This is a genomic window from Afipia sp. GW822-FHT04G07 (genome assembly GCF_058800765.1).
Window position 1 is genome coordinate 1369729 of sequence record NZ_JBXAMP010000001.1, and the last position, 16967, is coordinate 1386695.

At 62.2% G+C, this 16967-nt stretch carries 17 protein-coding genes; 8 read left to right on the top strand and 9 right to left on the bottom strand.

Going from position 1 to position 16967, the window contains the following annotated elements:
- The first annotated feature begins 10 nt into the window (after positions 1-10).
- Entirely contained in the window at positions 11-433 is a 423-nt protein-coding gene (locus AC1RKJ_RS06835) for a hypothetical protein (protein WP_492790315.1), read from the top strand.
- A 136-nt stretch (positions 434-569) separates the two neighbouring features.
- On the opposite strand, the gene waaC is transcribed toward AC1RKJ_RS06835, so the two are convergent.
- Positions 570-1517 carry a lipopolysaccharide heptosyltransferase I gene (gene waaC, locus AC1RKJ_RS06840; RefSeq protein ID WP_492790316.1) on the bottom strand — a complete coding sequence of 316 codons (948 nt, stop codon included), beginning with the start codon at positions 1515-1517 and terminating at the stop codon, positions 570-572.
- A 216-nt stretch (positions 1518-1733) separates the two neighbouring features.
- Here waaC and galE point away from each other — a divergent pair, with 216 nt between their 5' ends.
- From galE to AC1RKJ_RS06855, 3 genes are all read left to right on the top strand, one after another.
- Positions 1734-2747: a UDP-glucose 4-epimerase GalE gene (gene galE, locus AC1RKJ_RS06845; RefSeq protein ID WP_492790317.1), complete on the top strand. Its 1014-nt coding sequence runs from the start codon at positions 1734-1736 to the stop codon at positions 2745-2747.
- Positions 2748-2866: 119 nt separating this feature from the next.
- Positions 2867-4669, top strand: a complete 1803-nt coding sequence (locus AC1RKJ_RS06850) for an ABC transporter ATP-binding protein (protein ID WP_492790318.1) — start codon at positions 2867-2869, stop codon at positions 4667-4669.
- A gap of 61 nt (positions 4670-4730) precedes the next feature.
- Complete coding sequence (locus tag AC1RKJ_RS06855; protein WP_492790319.1) at positions 4731-5426, top strand: fumarylacetoacetate hydrolase family protein; 696 nt, start codon at positions 4731-4733, stop codon at positions 5424-5426.
- An 18-nt stretch (positions 5427-5444) separates the two neighbouring features.
- Here the strand turns inward: AC1RKJ_RS06855 and AC1RKJ_RS06860 are convergent, their stop codons facing one another.
- Positions 5445-6743: an amidase gene (locus tag AC1RKJ_RS06860; protein WP_492790320.1), complete on the bottom strand. Its 1299-nt coding sequence runs from the start codon at positions 6741-6743 to the stop codon at positions 5445-5447.
- Positions 6744-6890: 147 nt separating this feature from the next.
- Here AC1RKJ_RS06860 and AC1RKJ_RS06865 point away from each other — a divergent pair, with 147 nt between their 5' ends.
- On the top strand, positions 6891-7772 hold the full coding sequence (locus AC1RKJ_RS06865) for an alpha/beta hydrolase (RefSeq protein WP_492790321.1): 882 nt from the start codon (positions 6891-6893) through the stop codon (positions 7770-7772).
- Positions 7773-7778: 6 nt separating this feature from the next.
- On the opposite strand, the gene AC1RKJ_RS06870 is transcribed toward AC1RKJ_RS06865, so the two are convergent.
- From AC1RKJ_RS06870 to AC1RKJ_RS06880, 3 genes are all read right to left on the bottom strand, one after another.
- Positions 7779-8204, bottom strand: coding sequence for a cupin domain-containing protein (locus tag AC1RKJ_RS06870; protein ID WP_492790322.1), 426 nt, complete (start codon positions 8202-8204; stop codon positions 7779-7781).
- Between the two features lie 21 nt (positions 8205-8225).
- Positions 8226-9695, bottom strand: coding sequence for a flavin-containing monooxygenase (locus AC1RKJ_RS06875; RefSeq protein WP_492790323.1), 1470 nt, complete (start codon positions 9693-9695; stop codon positions 8226-8228).
- A gap of 243 nt (positions 9696-9938) precedes the next feature.
- Positions 9939-10148: a cold-shock protein gene (locus tag AC1RKJ_RS06880; RefSeq protein WP_426527188.1), complete on the bottom strand. Its 210-nt coding sequence runs from the start codon at positions 10146-10148 to the stop codon at positions 9939-9941.
- Positions 10149-10430: 282 nt separating this feature from the next.
- Between AC1RKJ_RS06880 and AC1RKJ_RS06885 the strand changes: the two genes are divergently transcribed.
- Positions 10431-10946, top strand: coding sequence for a hypothetical protein (locus AC1RKJ_RS06885; protein ID WP_492790324.1), 516 nt, complete (start codon positions 10431-10433; stop codon positions 10944-10946).
- A gap of 183 nt (positions 10947-11129) precedes the next feature.
- Positions 11130-11306: a hypothetical protein gene (locus tag AC1RKJ_RS06890; RefSeq protein WP_492790325.1), complete on the top strand. Its 177-nt coding sequence runs from the start codon at positions 11130-11132 to the stop codon at positions 11304-11306.
- 57 nt (positions 11307-11363) lie between these two features.
- On the opposite strand, the gene rocF is transcribed toward AC1RKJ_RS06890, so the two are convergent.
- Complete coding sequence (gene rocF / locus AC1RKJ_RS06895; protein WP_492790326.1) at positions 11364-12329, bottom strand: arginase; 966 nt, start codon at positions 12327-12329, stop codon at positions 11364-11366.
- A gap of 141 nt (positions 12330-12470) precedes the next feature.
- Here rocF and AC1RKJ_RS06900 point away from each other — a divergent pair, with 141 nt between their 5' ends.
- Complete coding sequence (locus AC1RKJ_RS06900) at positions 12471-12632, top strand: hypothetical protein (RefSeq protein WP_492790327.1); 162 nt, start codon at positions 12471-12473, stop codon at positions 12630-12632.
- Between the two features lie 81 nt (positions 12633-12713).
- On the opposite strand, the gene ahcY is transcribed toward AC1RKJ_RS06900, so the two are convergent.
- The 3 genes from ahcY to AC1RKJ_RS06915 all read right to left on the bottom strand — a co-directional run bounded on the left by ahcY (position 12714) and on the right by AC1RKJ_RS06915 (position 16914).
- Positions 12714-14150 (bottom strand): adenosylhomocysteinase, encoded by a 1437-nt coding sequence (ahcY, locus tag AC1RKJ_RS06905; RefSeq protein ID WP_492790328.1) that lies wholly within the window; start codon positions 14148-14150, stop codon positions 12714-12716.
- A 167-nt stretch (positions 14151-14317) separates the two neighbouring features.
- Complete coding sequence (metK, locus tag AC1RKJ_RS06910; protein ID WP_492790329.1) at positions 14318-15514, bottom strand: methionine adenosyltransferase; 1197 nt, start codon at positions 15512-15514, stop codon at positions 14318-14320.
- Positions 15515-15570: 56 nt separating this feature from the next.
- Entirely contained in the window at positions 15571-16914 is a 1344-nt protein-coding gene (locus AC1RKJ_RS06915) for a hypothetical protein (protein WP_492790330.1), read from the bottom strand.
- Positions 16915-16967 lie beyond the last annotated feature (53 nt).

A 16967-nucleotide genomic window follows, 5' to 3' on the forward strand; every position in this document is an offset into this window, starting at 1 on the left:
GAAGGCGCGCATGGCTTCTGAACGGCAAATCGCGGCAAATCGGAAAAATGCCTTAAAAAGCACGGGACCGCGAAGCGCGGGTGGAAAGGCACGGGCCGCACGTAACGCCATCAAACATGGATTGGCTTCGAATAGCACACGCGACCTCGATATCGATCAGGCAGGTGATCGCTTGACCCGGGCTCTCGTTGCGGAACGGGATGATCGTTCAGCAATGGCCGCCATAGCCGCTAGCGCAGCCGCTGCTGCATTGATGCGTGCGCGCTCGGTACGAACAAAGGCGATCGCTGATCTTCATGACTCGTTTGAAAAACGATACGCTGAGGGATCGATCCTGGAGGCGCTGACAGAATTGCAAAAGGTGGATAGATACGTGCGCCGGGCGACGTCGCGAAAGAAGCGAGTTTTCCGGGAGCTTTCCGGATCGAAATAAACCCTCAATTTGGCAGAACGAACCCAATTTTCGTGAGTGTTACCAACGACGATATATCTGAGGATCGTTGATGAAGGGGTGAATGCCTGCCGCGGCCCAACGTGTTTGTTACCGCAAGTCACGCGTGCCATTGCTATTACGTAAATGACATCGTCTTCGCCGCTTCGATGACGCGCTCGAACGAGGGATAGAAGCCCTTCCCGCCGACAACCGTGATCGAACCGTTACCGACGGGGCCGGTCAGACCGGGATCGGTCGCGAGGAATACCGCGATCAGCGGCACGCTGTAGGCCGCTGCAAGATGCAGCAGTCCGGTGTCCACGCCGATGACCAGCGCGGCATTCGCGATCACTTGTCCCGTCGCGTCGAGCGGCTGACGTTCGAGAATGCGGCTGCCAGGAATCGCGGCGGCGAGCCGTACACAGCGCAGGCGCTCCGCTTCCGATCCCCACGGCAACACCACATCGAGGCCCTGCCCGCGCAGCCATTTGCCGGTGCCGATCCAGTCCACCTCGCGCCATTCCTTCGCGGCGCGCGACGTTCCGTGCAACAGCACCGCATATGGCGCGCCGCCATCCGCCGCCGGCTTGACCAGTCCATAGTCGATTGTCGCGTCAGGCGAGTAACCGAGACTCAATCCAGTCAGCAGCCGGTTGCGCGCAACGGCGTGCTGAGCCCGCGCGACTGTGTGCGTGACGTCGTAGAACCGCGACGCAAGCGGCTCGCGGATGCTCGATGCATCGTAGCCGTGACGCTCGCCATTCGCCGCTTTTGCAATCAACGCGGAACGGATCAGACCCTGCGTGTCGATGACCTTCTCCGCATTGACCGATCGCAAGCGCGCCTTGAACGCCGAAATCTCATTCCACGTTGCGGGCTGCAACAACCGCGAGCGCCAGCGCCGTGTCGAAACGGGAATTACCTCGTCGATAGCCGGGTGAAGCCGCGCCAGCGGCGCGAATGCCTCTTCAACAACCCAAGTCAGCCGCGCATCCGGCCACTGCCGGTGCGCATCGGTGACGGCGGGCATGTGATGCACCACATCGCCGAGCGATGATGTCTTGATGAACAGAATACCGTGCATCGGCGGGGTCAGCCTGAAACTCTTGAATGCGCGTTACGTTTTGGAAACCATAAAGCGGTTTCCAGCGGGAAAAGCGAAGGGATTCGCCGAAAAAGCCCGGCTTTATACCCCATTTCCATCGTTGATCTGCAAGCTTCCGGCAACAGTTTCGCGGCACATTCCGCGCAACTGGCGCGGCGGACTTGATCGCGCAGAAACGATGCAAGGTTGAATGCCATGACAGTACTGGTCACCGGGGGCGCAGGTTATATCGGCAGCCATACCGTCCGCGCACTGGTGGACGCCGGCGAGAGCGTCGTGGTCGTCGACAATCTCTCCACCGGCTTCTCGCAGTTCCTGCCGGAAGGCGTGCCGCTGTTCATCGGCGATGTCTCGGACGAAAACCTTGTCGAGGGTGTGATCGCCGCGCACAACGTCAGCTCGATCATCCATTTCGCGGGCTCGGTGGTCGTGCCGGATTCGCTGCGCGATCCGCTGGGTTACTATCGCAACAACACCATGACGACGCGCAATCTCCTGAACGCCGCCGTCAAGTGCAACATCAGCCGCTTCATCTTTTCATCGACCGCGGCGGTCTACGGCAATCCGGATCACACGCCCGTCGCCGAGGAGGCGCCGACGCGTCCGCTGTCGCCCTACGGCTCCTCGAAGCTGATGACCGAGATCATGCTGCACGACGTCGCCGGCGCACACGGCATGCACTACGTCGTGCTGCGCTACTTCAATGTCGCCGGCGCCGATCCGCAGGCCCGGATCGGTCTCGCCACCGTCGGCGCAACGCATCTCCTGAAAATCGCCGTCGAGGCCGCGACGGGCCAGCGCGCCAAAATCGACGTGTTCGGGACGGATTATCCGACCGTCGATGGAAGCTGTGTTCGCGATTTCATTCACGTCACCGATCTGGCGCAGGCGCATTGCGCCGCTCTCACATATCTCGAACAAGGTGGCCCTTCGGCGACCCTGAATTGCGGTTACGGCCGCGGCTATTCGGTGCTCGAAACCATCGAAGCGGTGCGCCGCGCATCGGGCCGCAATTTCGCGGTCCAGTACGCCGATCGCCGGCCCGGCGACATCATGACCATGATCGCGGATACGGCACGGATGCGCGCCACGCTGAACTGGACGCCGCAATACGACGACCTCGACACCATCGCCCGCCACGCGCTGGCATGGGAAGAAAAGCTGCTGGCGGACCGGCTCCGGGACGGCCGGGAGGCGGTTTCAGCATAGTGTAGAATTGACCAAAAAGCCCTGATTTCACTTGAAAATCCGGTCCATAGCGGGCAAGAGACGGACATCGCAGAAACCCTGACGGAGCGCCGTTGCGCCTTGCCGTCAATGGAACGCGGATGACCGAGCTTCCACGAAAAATCACTGACGATCCCTATGGGGCGGCGGCCCTTATCCGCCGCCTGATCACCGAGCAAGGCCTCCAGCACTGGCGGCGCTATGCGGTCGCGTTCACGCTGATGGCGGTATCCGCCGGAGCGACGGCAGCCTCGGCGTGGCTGCTCGGCGAGGTCATCAACCAGACCTATGTCAACCGCAGCGTTCACGGCATCGTCATGCTGTCGCTGGTGATTATCGTTCTGTTCACGGCCAAGGGTGCGGCGACCTACGGTCATACGGTCATCCTGTCCAGGATCAGCAACGCGATTCTCGCCAACAACCAGCGGCGGCTGTTCGCCAAACTGATGCGGGAGAATGTCGGCTTCTATTCCGAACGTCACTCTTCCGAGTTCTTGGCGCGCCTGACCGCGGGCGCGCAGTCCGTCACGCAGGTGCTCAGCCTTCTCGTCAGCGCGGTCGGCCGCGATTTCCTGTCGCTGCTCGGGCTCGCCGCGGTGATGGTGATTCAGGACCCGTACATGTCGCTGTTCGGATTGCTGATCGCGCCGCCTGCGCTGTTCTTCATCCGCAAGCTGGTGCGCCGGATCAAGCATCTCGCGCACGACCAGTTCACCGGCACCGCTGACATTCTCGAGACCATGCAGGAATCCCTGCAAGGCATCCGCACCGTCAAGGCCTTCACGCTTGAAGACACCATGCAGGCGCGGATCGACAAGAGCATCGGCGTGGTCGAGGCCAACGCCAACAAGATGGCGCGCGTCCAGAGCCGGTCCAGCCCGCTGATGGAAACCCTCGGCGGCATCGCCATCGCCGGCTGCCTGATGTACGGCGGCTATCGTGTGATCGCGACCGGCGCGACGCCGGGCCAGTTCTTCTCGTTCATCACGGCGTTCCTGCTGGCCTATGAGCCGGCCAAGCGCCTCGCGCGCCTCAACATCGAGTTGAACAGCTACCTGATCGGCGCGCGCAAGCTGCTCGAAATCGTCGATAGTCCCGCCAGCGAACCCGACGACAGCGACAAGCCCGCGCTGAAACTGACCGACGCCAAGGTCGAATTCCGCGACGTGACATTTGCCTATCGGGGCGATGAAACCGTTCTGAACCGCATGAGCTTTGTCGCCGAACCCGGCAAGATCACAGCTCTGGTGGGCCCATCCGGGGGCGGAAAATCCACGGTGCTGGCGCTGCTGCTGCGGCTTTACGAAGCGAAGTTCGGCGCCATCGTGATCGACGGCCAGATCATTTCCGATGTGTCGCGGCGCTCGCTGCGCCAGCAGACCGCCTATGTCGGGCAGGACGTCTACCTGTTCCGCGACACCATCCGCGAGAACATCGCCTTCGGCAGGATCGGCGCTACGGAAGCCGAGATCGTGGACGCTGCGAAAGCCGCCTGCGCCCATGACTTCATCATGAGCTTCCCGCTCGGTTACGACACGCCGGTCGGCGAACACGGCACGCAACTGTCCGGGGGCCAGCGCCAGCGCATCGCGATTGCCCGCGCGCTGGTGAAGGACGCGCCGATCATCCTGCTGGACGAGGCCACTGCCGCGCTGGACTCCGAGTCCGAGAAGCAGGTGCAGGAAGCCATCGAACACCTCTGCCAGAATCGCACCACGATCGTGATCGCGCACCGTCTGCACACCATCATGCATTCCGACCAGATTCTGGTGGTCGAGAACGGCGTCATCGTCGAAACCGGACGCCACGACGATCTGCTGCGGCGCGGCGGACGCTACGCGTCGTTCTTCCGTTTGCAGCATCGTGATGCCAACCCGCTGGCCCCCATCGCCGCCAGCGCGTAAGATCGTTTTTCCCGAGATCGCTTTCCCGCCCCGTGTTTCCTTCCAGACCCCGGATTCTGTCATGAGCGCCAGCGCACCCTTCGTCATTCCCGCACATCCGCAGCCTTCCATTCCGGTCGCCGGTGAATCGAAATCCTTTCCGGTGCGCCGCATCTGGTGCGTGGGACGAAACTATCTCGAGCACATCCGCGAGATGGGCAACGACGAGCGCCAGCCGCCGTTCTTCTTCGCCAAGCACGCCGACATGATCGCGGCCGACGGCGCGACGGTGCCTTATCCATCGCTGACCAAGGATTTCCAGCACGAGGTCGAACTGGTTGTCGCGCTGAAAAGCGGCGGCGCCAACATCGACCCGGCCAAGGCGCTGGACCACGTCTACGGTTACGGCGTCGGCATCGACCTCACCCGCCGCGACCTGCAGATGGCGTCACGCAAGAAGGAACAGCCCTGGGAAATCGGCAAGTCGTTCGACTTCTCCGCGCCGTGCGGCGCGTTGCGCCCCGCCGCCGAGATCGGCCACCCGGTTCAGGGCAGGATCTGGCTTTCGGTCAACGGCGTCGAGAAACAGAAGGGCGATCTGTCCGAGATGATCTGGAACGTCGCCGAGATCATCGGCAAGCTCTCATTGCAGGTCTCGCTCGGTGCGGGCGACATCATCCTGACCGGCACGCCGGCCGGCGTCGCAGCGCTCCAGCCCGGCGACAAGATCGAATGCGGCATCGACGGCATCGGTACGCTGAAGGCGGCGATCGGCTAAGCCGACCGCCTTTCAGAATCACGCCTCCAACTGCCGCTCCACAGCGGCAGCGATGGCGAGCAGCTTGCGGTCGTCGCCGTGGCGGCCGACCAGCATCAACCCGCAAGGCAGCGCGTTGCCGAGCCTGATCGGCAGCGAGATCGCGCAAGTGTCGAAAAAATTCCAGATCGAGGTGTTCATCAGCGCCTGAACATTTCGCCTGGTAAAATTATCCGTCGTGGAGACCTCGTCGATGGTCGGCGCGACGATCTGCACCGTCGGCATCACCAGCACATCAACCTCATCGAATACGGCATCCATTTGCGCGATGCCTTTTTCACGATCGCGCAAATTCTGGATGTAATCGGCCGCGTTGACGTTCTCCGAGCGCAGCAGACGCATCCGCACGTTCGGATCGACACCCTCGCCCGCCTCGGCAAGCAAGGTGCGATGAACCGAATAGGCTTCCGGCGGCGCGACGCCGCCCCGGTTGTTGATCGCGTGCATGACGTCCAGCGCAGCGAGCGTAATGTCCGCGCCCGATTTCCAGTGCGCGGCGAGCTTCGTCAAAACCTGCGGATAGGCCTTGCCGACAGTCTCGTCCAATCCTTCGATGGGATAACCCTGCACAAAACCTGCGCGCACATCCTTGAGCGCGGGCGGCTTGGGCGGTGACGGGATTTCTCCCGCCAGCACGGCATCGGCATTGGCGCAGTCCGCGACGCTGCGCGCGACGGGACCGATGGAATCCAGCGAGTACGACAGCGGAAAAGCGCCCTCGCGCGTCACCCGCTTCACGGTCGGCTTGTAGCCAACCACGCCGCAGAACGCCGCGGGAATGCGCGTCGAGCCGCCGGTATCGGTGCCGATGGCGATCTCGCACATGCCGTCACCCGCCGCGACGGCCGCACCGGAGGATGAGCCGCCCGGAACACGTTTGCGATCCGCAGGATTGCCCGGCGTGCCGAAGTGAGGATTTGCGCCGAGGCCCGAATAGGCGAACTCGGTCATGTTGGTTTTCGCGGCGATCACCGCACCCGCCTCACGCAGCCGCGTCACGATGGCGGCATCCGATGTCGCAGGCTTGCCGCGCGAAGCCAGCACTTTCGATCCCGCGCGGGTGACTTCGCCCTTGACGTCGAACAGGTCCTTGATGGTGAGGATCGCGCCATCGAGCGGACCGAGCGAGCTGCCGGATTTCTTGCGGGCGTCGGCGGCATCGGCGGCTTTGCGGGCCGCGTCGGCATAGACCGTGAGGCAGGCGCGTGCGCCTTCCCCGGCAGGATCGGCAATCTTGAGAAGGGCTTGCTCGAGGCGGTCGCGGGAGGATGAGGTCATGTCGCTTTATCTTTGGTTTCTTGTTTTTGGAAATCGGGCCGGGAGAATGGGATTTCCGAAGCCAGAAGGCAATGCCTGCGGAGGGCTGGATTTTATGGTTTCACAGATGCTTCAATAGAGACGGCCAAAGCGGAGTGAACATATCCAATGTCCAACCCGGAAATCGATGCCATCCGCGCGTTGCTGACATCGAAAGCCCGCCCTGTCGGCTGGACCGCACGGCGCGAGCGCCTCGACGAGATCGGCTCGGTCTGGCCAGTCGCAGAGGATATCACCCTTACACGTGCCGATCTCGGCGGCGTTGAGGCCGAATGGTCGCTCGCGCCCGGCAGCGATACGTCGCGGGTGTTGATGTTTTTCCACGGCGGCGGCTATTGCTCGGGCTCGATCCTCAGCCATCGCCGCATGGTCACCGAGGCAGGACGCGCGGCGAAAATCCGCACGCTGGCAGTCGGCTACCGCCTTGCGCCGGAGCATCCGTTTCCCGCCGCATACGAAGACGCCATGACGGCGTGGCGCTTCCTGCACCAGCAGGCCTACCTGCCGTCGCAGATCGCCGTCGGCGGCGACAGTGCCGGCGGCAACCTCACCGCCGTGCTGATCAACGAACTACGCGCGCAAGGCGAGCATCCGGCTTGCGCGTGGCTGGCCTCGCCGTGGACCGACCTCACCATGTCCGGCAGTTCGCTGATGACGAAAGATGCGGTCGATCCGATCATCCACAAGGGCTATCTCGGCGAGCTCGCCGACGCGTTCGTGCCTTCGGGAATTGCGCGCAACGACCCGCGCATCTCGCCGCTGTTTTCCGATCTGCGCGGCTTTCCGCCGACACTGGTTCAGGTCGGCTCGCACGAGACGCTGCTCGACGACGCCACGCACTTTGCGGCGGCGCTCGGAGCCGCCGACGTCGATGTCACGCTGGAGGTGTGGCCGGAGATGATCCACGCCTGGCCGCTGTGGAACGCGCATCTCGAACCCGGCCGGCGCGCGCTGGCCAGTGCGGGCGCGTTCCTCCGCCGTCACATGTGAGCGGGCTTACCTCTGCAACACCGTATTGCCCTGGCCCTTCTCGACCATGTCGATGACCAGCAGTTTCACCGGCACCTTCCCTTTGTTCGCGCCGAAGTGCCATTGGTCGACGGCCTCGAGAATGAAATCGCCGGTCTTGAAGGTCTCGGTCTTGCCGGTGTCGATGTTGGTCACCTCGATCGTTCCCGCCTGCACATAGCCATAACGTGGAAACGGATGCTTGTGCTTCGGCAGCACCGCGCCGGGCGGAATCTCGTAGGTCGAGACGATGACCTGCGCGTCCTTCTGCGGCAGCACGATGGGCTGGCCGCTCGATGTCACCGTCGAAGACAACACCGGCTTGACGACGACCTTGCTGCCGGCCGCCTGCATGTCTGCATGAAGCGGCGACGCAAGCAGCATCAGCCCAAGCACGAACGGAAGAGACTTCATCGGGGATTCCTTATCGCAGCGTCACTCGTAGACCATCACGCCGTCGTCCACCTTGCCGAGCCGCAAGGTGACGATGTCGAGCGCATAGTTCTGGTACAACTTCCACGGCCGCTTCGAGCCTTGCTTGGGCATCTTTGCCACCGAGCGCTGCACATAGCCCGACGTAAAATCGAGCCAGTTCTCCTCGGTCACGCCCGGATCGACATTGCGCGGCGTGCACTGTTTATAGCCGCGCTTGTCCATGTAGTTGATGAGGCGGCAGACGTATTCGCAGGTGAGATCGCATTTCAGCGTCCACGAGGCATTGGTGTAGCCGAACGACGACGCGAGATTCGGCACGTCCGAATACATCATGCCCTTGTAGTTCAGCGTCCGCGCGAAATCGACTTTGCGGCCATCGACGCTGACCTGCATCCCGCCGAGCACCTGCAAGTTCAGCCCGGTCGCCGTCACGATCAGATCGGCTTCAAGTTCGCGGCCATCCTTGAGGCGGATTCCCTTTTCGGTGAACGTATCGATGGTGTCGGTCACCACAGAGGCGCGGCCGTCCTTGATCGACTTGAACAGGTCGCCGTCCGGCACGAGGCACAGCCGCTGCTGCCACGGATTGTAACGCGGCGTGAAATGCGTGGCGATGTCGTAGTCCGGCCCGAGCGCATGACGCACGCCGCCGAGGATCATCTGCTTGGCGCGTTCCGGCCTGCGGCGGCAGAGCTGGAAGAAATACATGCCGAACAGCACATTGCGCCATCGGATCAGATGATAGGCGAGCTTCGCAGGAAGCCGTTCGCGCAGCTTGTTGGCCAGCGCATCCTCCGCAGGCCGCGCCACCACATAGGTCGGCGAGCGCTGCAGCATGGTGACATGCGCCGCGGTCTTCGCCATTTCCGGCACCAGCGTGACGGCGGTGGCGCCGGAGCCGATCACCACCACGCGCTTGCCGGCGTAGTCGATGTCTTCAGTCCATTTCTGCGGATGCACGATACGGCCGGCGAATTGATCCGCGCCGGGAAACTCCGGCAGGTAGCCGCCTTCGTAAGAGTAGTAGCCGCTGCACATGAACAGGAAGCCGCAGGTGAAGCGCACGCTCTCCTTCGCAGCCCCCCGCTCCACCTCCACCGTCCAGCGCGCATCCTGCGAGGACCATGACGCGCTTTTGACGTGGTGATTGAAACGGATCTTGCGGTCGATGCCGTTGTCGTTCGCGGTCTCGCGCACATAGTTGAGAATGCGCGGCCCGTCCGCGATGGCCTTGGCCTCGGTCCACGGCCTGAACGAATAGCCCAGCGTGTACATGTCGCTGTCGGAGCGGATGCCGGGATAGCGAAACAGATCCCAGGTGCCGCCGATGGCGTCGCGGCCCTCGAGAATGGCGTAGCTCTTTCCCGGGCAATTCTTTTGCAGGTGATAGCCCGCGCCGATGCCGGACAATCCCGCGCCCACGATCAGCACATCGAAGTGGTTGCTTTCCGGTTTGGTCTTGTCGAGCATTTCAGTCTCCCTGACCGAATTAACCGGCAAGGGACACAAAATGGCAACTCGATTTTGCAAAGCAGGGCAGCAAAAAGCCCCATCATTGCTGACGGGGCTTGGTGACGTCCGTTTCATTACATCCGTGAAACGAGCGAAAAGCTGGCTGCTATGACCGGTACATCCGCGGCAACACAGCGCCTGGCTCTTTTTCTTATCGCGACACGATCTGTCCGGCAGCCGCTAGACCGCCGGGATCACGTCTCAAAGAATCTGCAGGTTTTCTGCGCTGGTCTTGCCGCGCATCTTGTCAACCTTGGCTTCGTACGAAACCTTCTGTCCTTCGGCGAGGCCGGTCAGGCCAGCACGCTCGACAGCGCTGATGTGAACGAACACATCGGTGCCGCTATCGTCGGGCTGAATGAAACCGAAGCCTTTTTGGCCGTTGAACCACTTCACAGTACCAGTCGTCATAACAAACAATTCCTTTAGGCGCGTACATGCGCAATTCCGCACGACGTCGCGCGGAGCATAATCCAATCTAGCGATGTCTTAGGGTAAGGAGCCGGAGGGGACCCAAAAGGTCCAAAGGGCGCTTTAACAAAAGCTGGCCGCAAATCGAATACGGGGTGTCTAGCAGGTTGCGGGCCGATAGCAAGGGATCAATTGTGTTCAGCCGAAGGCGCAACCGCGCGGCGGAGGTCGTTAACGATCTCTCTTCACATTGTCCCCGCTTTCGCGGGGACGACATCGAAGGTGGTGCGCGACGCGCATCACGTCTTCCCGATTCAATTTTCAGACAGCCACCTCACGCACGACAATTTCCAGATATCGAGCTTCATCCGGATACAGCTTCGCTATCTCGCGACGCGCTTTCGCGCCCGAGGTGTGAATAACGTTTCGTCGCCCTTCAAAGAGAGGGCGTGCGGAACGCCGGATGCTCAACGCATCCGCAGCCTCGCGTGCAAAGTAGAAAAGCACACGAGCGTAGTCACCACGAACACGCCGAAAACATCCGGCGTTCCGCACGCAATGGGTTACGGCTTGCTTCGTGCTCTCCCCGGTGATCGATCGAGTTGTTTTGTCACCGTCGTTGCGACTGAGGATGTTTCCCTGCCCGGTTGGGCGGGGCTCTCCGGGGCAACTTTTGCCAACGTACGGGCTTCAGGACCACACGACTTGGGCCGTCCGGGCAACGTCGTCGTCAGCGCTTCATCGGCAACTCACGGACCCTTTGCGGGGAATCCGCCCTGCTGCCTCATCCGCGCCTGACGCTGCCGCGTCCACCGCATCCCGCCCCGCGTATCGTGACGATCGCGAGCCGCCCCTCTGTGGGACGGGATGAATAGGAATATAAACCCAAAATTCGAATTTGTCAACCTAGTTGAGTCAAGATAGGTAACTATTCCCAACTGCGTAGTTGGACGCCTAAATCCCTAAGGGTAATGTCGCCCCATGACAAAGACGCGCTGGATTATCGTTTTTCTTATCGCGCCAATCCTCATTCTTCTAGCTCTGTTCGGATTTTGTGGACCAGAAGCGAAGAACGCTGCCGTCAGCATGCTCAAGGTCTATTTGGTGCTGATTGCAGTTGTGTTTGTTTTCGTTGCTATAGGTACGGGTTTCAGGTGAGCGAGTATTATGGCCAGCAGGCAACTATCAGCAACACCGATTTAATAGCTTCCCCCTCTACACCACCGCATTGGTCGGTGTCGGCCGGTCCGTCGTCTGCTGACCGAACAAACTCCCGACAAGCTCCACCACCGTGCGCGCGGTCAGGCCCTTGTTATCCAGAAACGGATTGAGCTCGACCAGATCGAGCGAGCGCACCAGCCCTGAATCCTGAAGCATCTCCATCACCAGATGCGCCTCGCGATAGGTCGCGCCGCCCGGCACCGTGGTGCCGACGCCGGGCGCCGTCACCGGATCGAGAAAATCCACGTCGAGCGAGACATGCAGCACGCCGTCCTGCGCCCTCACCCGCTCGATCACCTCGCGCATCAGCACCGCGACGCCGAATTCGTCGATCCTGCGCATGTCCGCGATCCAGACGTCACGCCGCGCGAGCAATTCGCGCTCCAGCTTGTCCACCGAGCGCAGGCCGAACAGGTTCAACTGCCCTGACGGGATCGGCGCACGCGGATCGCCCGCGAGCAATTCGTCGAGGCCGCGCTCGCCGCACAGGAACGCGCCCGACATGCCGTGCATGTTGCCGGTGATCGTCGTCGCCGGCGTGTTGTAATCGGCGTGGGCGTCGAGCCACAGCACGAACAATTCGCGCTCCTGCTCGCGCCAGTGGCGCGACACGCCGTTGACCGAGCCCATCGACAGCGAATGATCGCCGCCGAGAAAAACGGGGATCGCACCGGACTTCGCCATCGCGTAGGCGCGTTCGCTGGTCGCGCGAATCCAGCCCTGGATTTCGCGGTAGTGCTTGGTGTTCGCGGGCTCCGCGCCGTCGATGAATTTGAGTTCGCGGCGCAGCAGGTCGCCGTGGTCCTCGACCGTGAAGCCGAGACTCTCCAGCAGCGGCGCAAGTCCCGCGGTGCGCAGCGCCGCCGGTCCCATCAGCGCGCCCTTCTGCGACGCGCCGACCTCGATCGGCACACCGAGCAGCGCGATTGTCGTTGGGTAGGCGTTTGAATCAGCGGTCACGAGCAGCCTCGTATCAGCGAAAAGACCCGAGCCTGCGGCCATCTTATCGGGATTCGCGCGCCGCGATACGCAAACGCCGGTCGCGGCAACGGGAACATAACAGCTTCGTGACCGTTGCCTTTTCTTTAGGAGGAGGATTCGATGGCTGACGGTGGAAGTGGTGGAATTGGTTTGCTGGGCGTGATCGTGGGGGCTGCGATCGTTGTCGGCATTGGTTTCTTTTTTCTGCAGGGCGGCATGAAGGGCGGCGGAGCTTCCAAGCCCAGCGTGACCATTACGGCGCCCGCAGCGCCCAGCAAGTAGCAAAAAAGCCCCGGATCGCTCCGGGGCTTTTATTTAGATTATCGTTCCGGGCGCGAGCATCGTGAGCGACCCGTGTAGCGCTCAATAGCGGTAGTGATCGCTCTTGAACGGGCCTTCCTGCTTCACGCCGATGTAGTCGGCCTGGTCCTTGCGCAGTTCGGTGAGCTTGACGCCGATCTTGGCGAGGTGAAGCCGCGCGACCTTCTCGTCCAGCGACTTCGGCAGCACGTACACTTCCTTCTTGTACTTGCCATCCTTGTTGTTCGCCCAGAGTTCGATCTGCGCCAGCGTCTGGTTGGTGAACGACGCCGACATCACGAACGACGGATGACCCATCGCGTTGCCGAGGTTCACGAGGCGGCCTTCCGACAGCATGATGATGCGGTGGCCGTCCGGGAAGGTGATCTCATCCACCTGCGGCTTGATGTTGTCCCACTTCAGGTTCTTCAGCGAAGCAATCTGGATCTCGTTGTCGAAGTGGCCGATGTTGCAAACGATGGCGCGATCCTTCATCGCGCGCATGTGCTCGATCGTGATGATGTCCTTGTTGCCGGTCGCGGTGACGAAGATGTCGGCCTGCGGGGCCGCGTCTTCCATGGTCACGACCTGATAGCCTTCCATCGCCGCCTGCAATGCGCAGATCGGATCGATTTCGGAGACCATCACGCGGCAGCCGGCCTGGCGCAGCGAGGCCGCCGAACCCTTGCCGACGTCGCCGAAGCCCGCGACCATCGCGACCTTGCCCGACATCATGACGTCGGTGCCGCGGCGGATGCCGTCGACCAGCGATTCACGGCAGCCATAAAGGTTGTCGAATTTCGACTTGGTCACCGAGTCGTTGACGTTGATGGCAGGCCACAACAGCTTGCCGGCCTTCTGCATGTCATAGAGACGATGCACGCCCGTGGTGGTTTCTTCCGAAACGCCCTTGATGCTGTCGGCAATCGCCTTGAAGTAGCCCTTGGGCTTTTCCTTGAGCTGCTTCTTGAGCAGCGCGAAGAACACTTCCTCTTCCTCGGAGCCCGGCTTGTCGAGAAACGCGGTGTCGCCCTGCTCGGCGCGCAGGCCGTGATGGACGTACATGGTGGCGTCGCCGCCGTCATCGAGGATCATGTTCGGATGGCCGCCGCCGTGCCAGTCGAACAGCTTGGCGGTGTAGTCCCAGTAATCCTTCAGCGTCTCGCCCTTGATGGCGAACACCGGAATGCCGGCGGCCGCGATGGCGGCGGCGGCGTGATCCTGCGTCGAATAGATGTTGCACGAAACCCAGCGGATGTCGGCGCCGAGTGCCTTCAGCGTCTCGATCAGCACGCCGGTCTGAATCGTCATGTGCAGGGAGCCTGCGATGCGCGCGCCCTTCAAAGGCTGCTTCGGGCCGTATTCCTCGCGCGTCGCCATCAGGCCGGGCATTTCGGTCTCGGCCAGCGAGAGTTCCTTGCGGCCGAAATCGGCGAGGCCGATGTCTGCGACGATGTAGTCGTTGAAGCCTGCGGGGGCTTTCGCGGTGGCGGTGCTCATGTGGTTTTTCCTGCTCTTCGCCCTCGCCCCGCTCATGCGGGGAGAGGGTTGGGGTGAGGGGCGGACAGTACGTCGGCCTCGATGATCATGTTTAACTGCGAGGGTCGCCCCTCACCCGCCGCAAAAATGCGACGACCTCTCCCCGCTTGCGGGGAGAGGTAAAGGACTTACACCGCGCGCTTGAGTGCGTCGGCGAGGTCGGTCTTTTCCCACGAGAAGCCGCCGTCGGCGTCCGGCGCGCGGCCGAAGTGACCGTAGGCGGACGTGCGGGCGTAGATCGGCTTGTTGAGATCGAGATGCTTGCGGATGCCGCGCGGCGTCAGGTCCATCGATTCCGCGACGGCCTTCTCGATCTTGTCGTCCGAGACTTTGCCGGTGCCGTGGGTGTCGATGTAGATCGACAGCGGGCGCGCGACGCCGATGGCGTAAGCGAGCTGCAGCGTGCAGCGGTCGGCGAGACCGGCCGCGACGACGTTCTTGGCGACATAGCGCGCGGCATAAGCCGCCGAGCGATCGACCTTGGTGGAGTCCTTGCCGGAGAACGCGCCGCCGCCGTGCGGAGCAGCCCCGCCGTAGGTGTCGACGATGATCTTGCGGCCGGTGAGGCCTGCGTCGCCGTCCGGACCGCCGATGAAGAACTTGCCGGTGGGATTGATGTGCCAGATGGTCTTGCCGTTGATCCAGCCTTCCGGCAGCGCCTTGCGCACATACGGCTCGACGCGCTCGCGCACCTGGTTCGAGGTCATGTCCTCGACGAGATGCTGATGCGACACGACGATCTCGCGGACGCCGACCGGCTTGCCGTTTTCATACTGCACGGTGACCTGGCTCTTGGAGTCCGGGCCGAGCACCTTCTCGACGCCCGAGTGACGGGCTTCCGAGATCAGGCGCAGGATCTTGTGCGCGTAGTGGATCGGCGCCGGCATCAGTTCCGGCGTTTCGTTGGTGGCGTAACCGAACATGATGCCCTGGTCGCCCGCGCCTTCTTCCTTGTTGGTGCCGGGCTGCAGCGCGTCGACGCCCTGCGCGATGTCGGCCGACTGCGGATGCAGCAGGATCTCGATGTCGCAGTTCTTCCAGTGGAAGCCGTCCTGCTCGTAACCGATGTCCTTGATCGCGGCGCGCACGGTCGCTTCGATGTGGTCGTTGGTGACGGTCGACGGACCGCGCGTCTCGCCGGCGATCACGACCTTGTTGGTGGTGGCCAGCGTTTCGCACGCGGCGCGAATGGCCCACGGATCGATTCCGGCCTTCGGGCCTTCACGGAAAAACAGATCGACGATCTCGTCCGAAATCCGGTCGCAAACCTTGTCCGGATGACCCTCAGAAACCGATTCACTCGTGAACAGATAAGACGCGCGCATCAACCAATCCCTTCCAGATGGGCCGCGGTCGGCCCGTTTGAACTTTCAGTTAAACTTTAATCTCGACGCCGTGAGATGACGTAGGATTCATCGTAGAACCAGAGGCCGTTATGCCTGCGCAGCACGTCCCTGGTGGCATCGAGATAACGTCCGCTTTGCGTGACTTCGTCCAGGCGGTCGTCTTCGACCTGAGCGACATACACCGCCGCGTTCCATGCTGCAAAGGCCGTCGAGGTGCCGATCGGCCCCGTGACCTCGTTTGGCAGGGCTTCCATATCGTATCGGAAGATCGAGCGGTTATCGGCATAGGCATTAAAGTTAAGATCGCGCCCGGACGATCCCAGTTCGTATTTCACGGCGCGCAGTAGCTCATGGCGGCTGACCGCGAAAGGATTTTCTCCGGGCCAGACTGACTGCACAATCTCCATGCCGGGATCGTGACCGTAGGAGTGAATCCCGATCAGCCGGCCGCCGGCGCGCAGCGCCCGCGCCAGGGGCGCCACGATCTTCTTGGCGCGGAAATTCAGCGACGAACGCGCCCGGTAAGGCTGCGAGGCGATCACCAGATCGAAATTGGCCTCGACCCGCCCGGCCCGCGGAATCATGGCGTCGAGCAGGAACCGGTGGTCCTCGCGGTAAATCACCAGCGCGATGGGACGCTCATAGACCGGCATCCCGGAGCGCGCGCTGACCGCGGCACGCCAGTTTTCTTCCAGAAACGGCTGCAAATCGGCGATTTGCGTCTCGAACTCGCCGGACGAGTTGCCGCGCAGGGCGACTTCGCGCCAGATCATGCCGGCGGCGGCGGTCGGCGACTTCGGCGCCAGCCATGGCGCCTCGGCATAGTTCATGTTGGTCAGGACAAAAACGGTCGCTGGGTGCTCGAACAGCCGGTCCGGCACCTTATTCAAAGTCAGCCTGACGTCTTCGAGACTGATTTCCTTGCCGGCGATGTAGAACGGCATGTTGGGAAACCGGCTGTGCATCGCGCGCATGACCCGCGCCAGCACCGTTCCGTCGCCCACGCCTGCGTCGAAAACACGCAATGCGGGCGGTCGCGGATGGATGCTCCCCAACTCCAGCGCCACCCGGTCGGCGATCACCCGCTTTTCCGAGCAGGTATGGACGAACAGCAGATATTTCTGCCGGTTCTCGAAAAAGCGGAAATTTCCGGTGGGATCGCGCTTCTCGATCGGGGGCTCAGGGATCGTGACGACCGGAACGCCGTCCCCAAGAAAAGCTCTAATCCGCTCCAGCGTGTCGACCGTGATGCGCTTGCCTTCCCGCAGCCGGTACACCAGCTTGCCGTCGTTCACCGCGCGGCGGCCGAACGTCGATTCCGCCATACCGGCCTGTCGGCAGTATTCGGAAATCTGGGCCAGAAGCAGATCGTTTTTCATCAGATCGTTGGGCAGGATGAGGGTGGGCCGAAACTTGTGGGCAGAACATTTTT

What these genes read in the sequence shown, in the direction of transcription:
- AC1RKJ_RS06890 (WP_492790325.1), top strand. Translation starts at nt 11,130, where the DNA reads ATGACAAAGACGCGCTGGATTATCGTTTTTCTTATCGCGCCAATCCTC.
- AC1RKJ_RS06900 (WP_492790327.1), top strand. Translation starts at nt 12,471, where the DNA reads ATGGCTGACGGTGGAAGTGGTGGAATTGGTTTGCTGGGCGTGATCGTG.
- AC1RKJ_RS06880 (WP_426527188.1), bottom strand. Translation starts at nt 10,148, where the DNA reads ATGACGACTGGTACTGTGAAGTGGTTCAACGGCCAAAAAGGCTTCGGT.
- AC1RKJ_RS06875 (WP_492790323.1), bottom strand. Translation starts at nt 9,695, where the DNA reads ATGCTCGACAAGACCAAACCGGAAAGCAACCACTTCGATGTGCTGATC.
- AC1RKJ_RS06850 (WP_492790318.1), top strand. Translation starts at nt 2,867, where the DNA reads ATGACCGAGCTTCCACGAAAAATCACTGACGATCCCTATGGGGCGGCG.
- ahcY (WP_492790328.1), bottom strand. Translation starts at nt 14,150, where the DNA reads ATGAGCACCGCCACCGCGAAAGCCCCCGCAGGCTTCAACGACTACATC.
- waaC (WP_492790316.1), bottom strand. Translation starts at nt 1,517, where the DNA reads ATGCACGGTATTCTGTTCATCAAGACATCATCGCTCGGCGATGTGGTG.
- AC1RKJ_RS06855 (WP_492790319.1), top strand. Translation starts at nt 4,731, where the DNA reads ATGAGCGCCAGCGCACCCTTCGTCATTCCCGCACATCCGCAGCCTTCC.
- AC1RKJ_RS06860 (WP_492790320.1), bottom strand. Translation starts at nt 6,743, where the DNA reads ATGACCTCATCCTCCCGCGACCGCCTCGAGCAAGCCCTTCTCAAGATT.
- AC1RKJ_RS06870 (WP_492790322.1), bottom strand. Translation starts at nt 8,204, where the DNA reads ATGAAGTCTCTTCCGTTCGTGCTTGGGCTGATGCTGCTTGCGTCGCCG.
- galE (WP_492790317.1), top strand. Translation starts at nt 1,734, where the DNA reads ATGACAGTACTGGTCACCGGGGGCGCAGGTTATATCGGCAGCCATACC.
- AC1RKJ_RS06915 (WP_492790330.1), bottom strand. Translation starts at nt 16,914, where the DNA reads ATGAAAAACGATCTGCTTCTGGCCCAGATTTCCGAATACTGCCGACAG.
- AC1RKJ_RS06835 (WP_492790315.1), top strand. Translation starts at nt 11, where the DNA reads ATGGCTTCTGAACGGCAAATCGCGGCAAATCGGAAAAATGCCTTAAAA.
- AC1RKJ_RS06865 (WP_492790321.1), top strand. Translation starts at nt 6,891, where the DNA reads ATGTCCAACCCGGAAATCGATGCCATCCGCGCGTTGCTGACATCGAAA.
- metK (WP_492790329.1), bottom strand. Translation starts at nt 15,514, where the DNA reads ATGCGCGCGTCTTATCTGTTCACGAGTGAATCGGTTTCTGAGGGTCAT.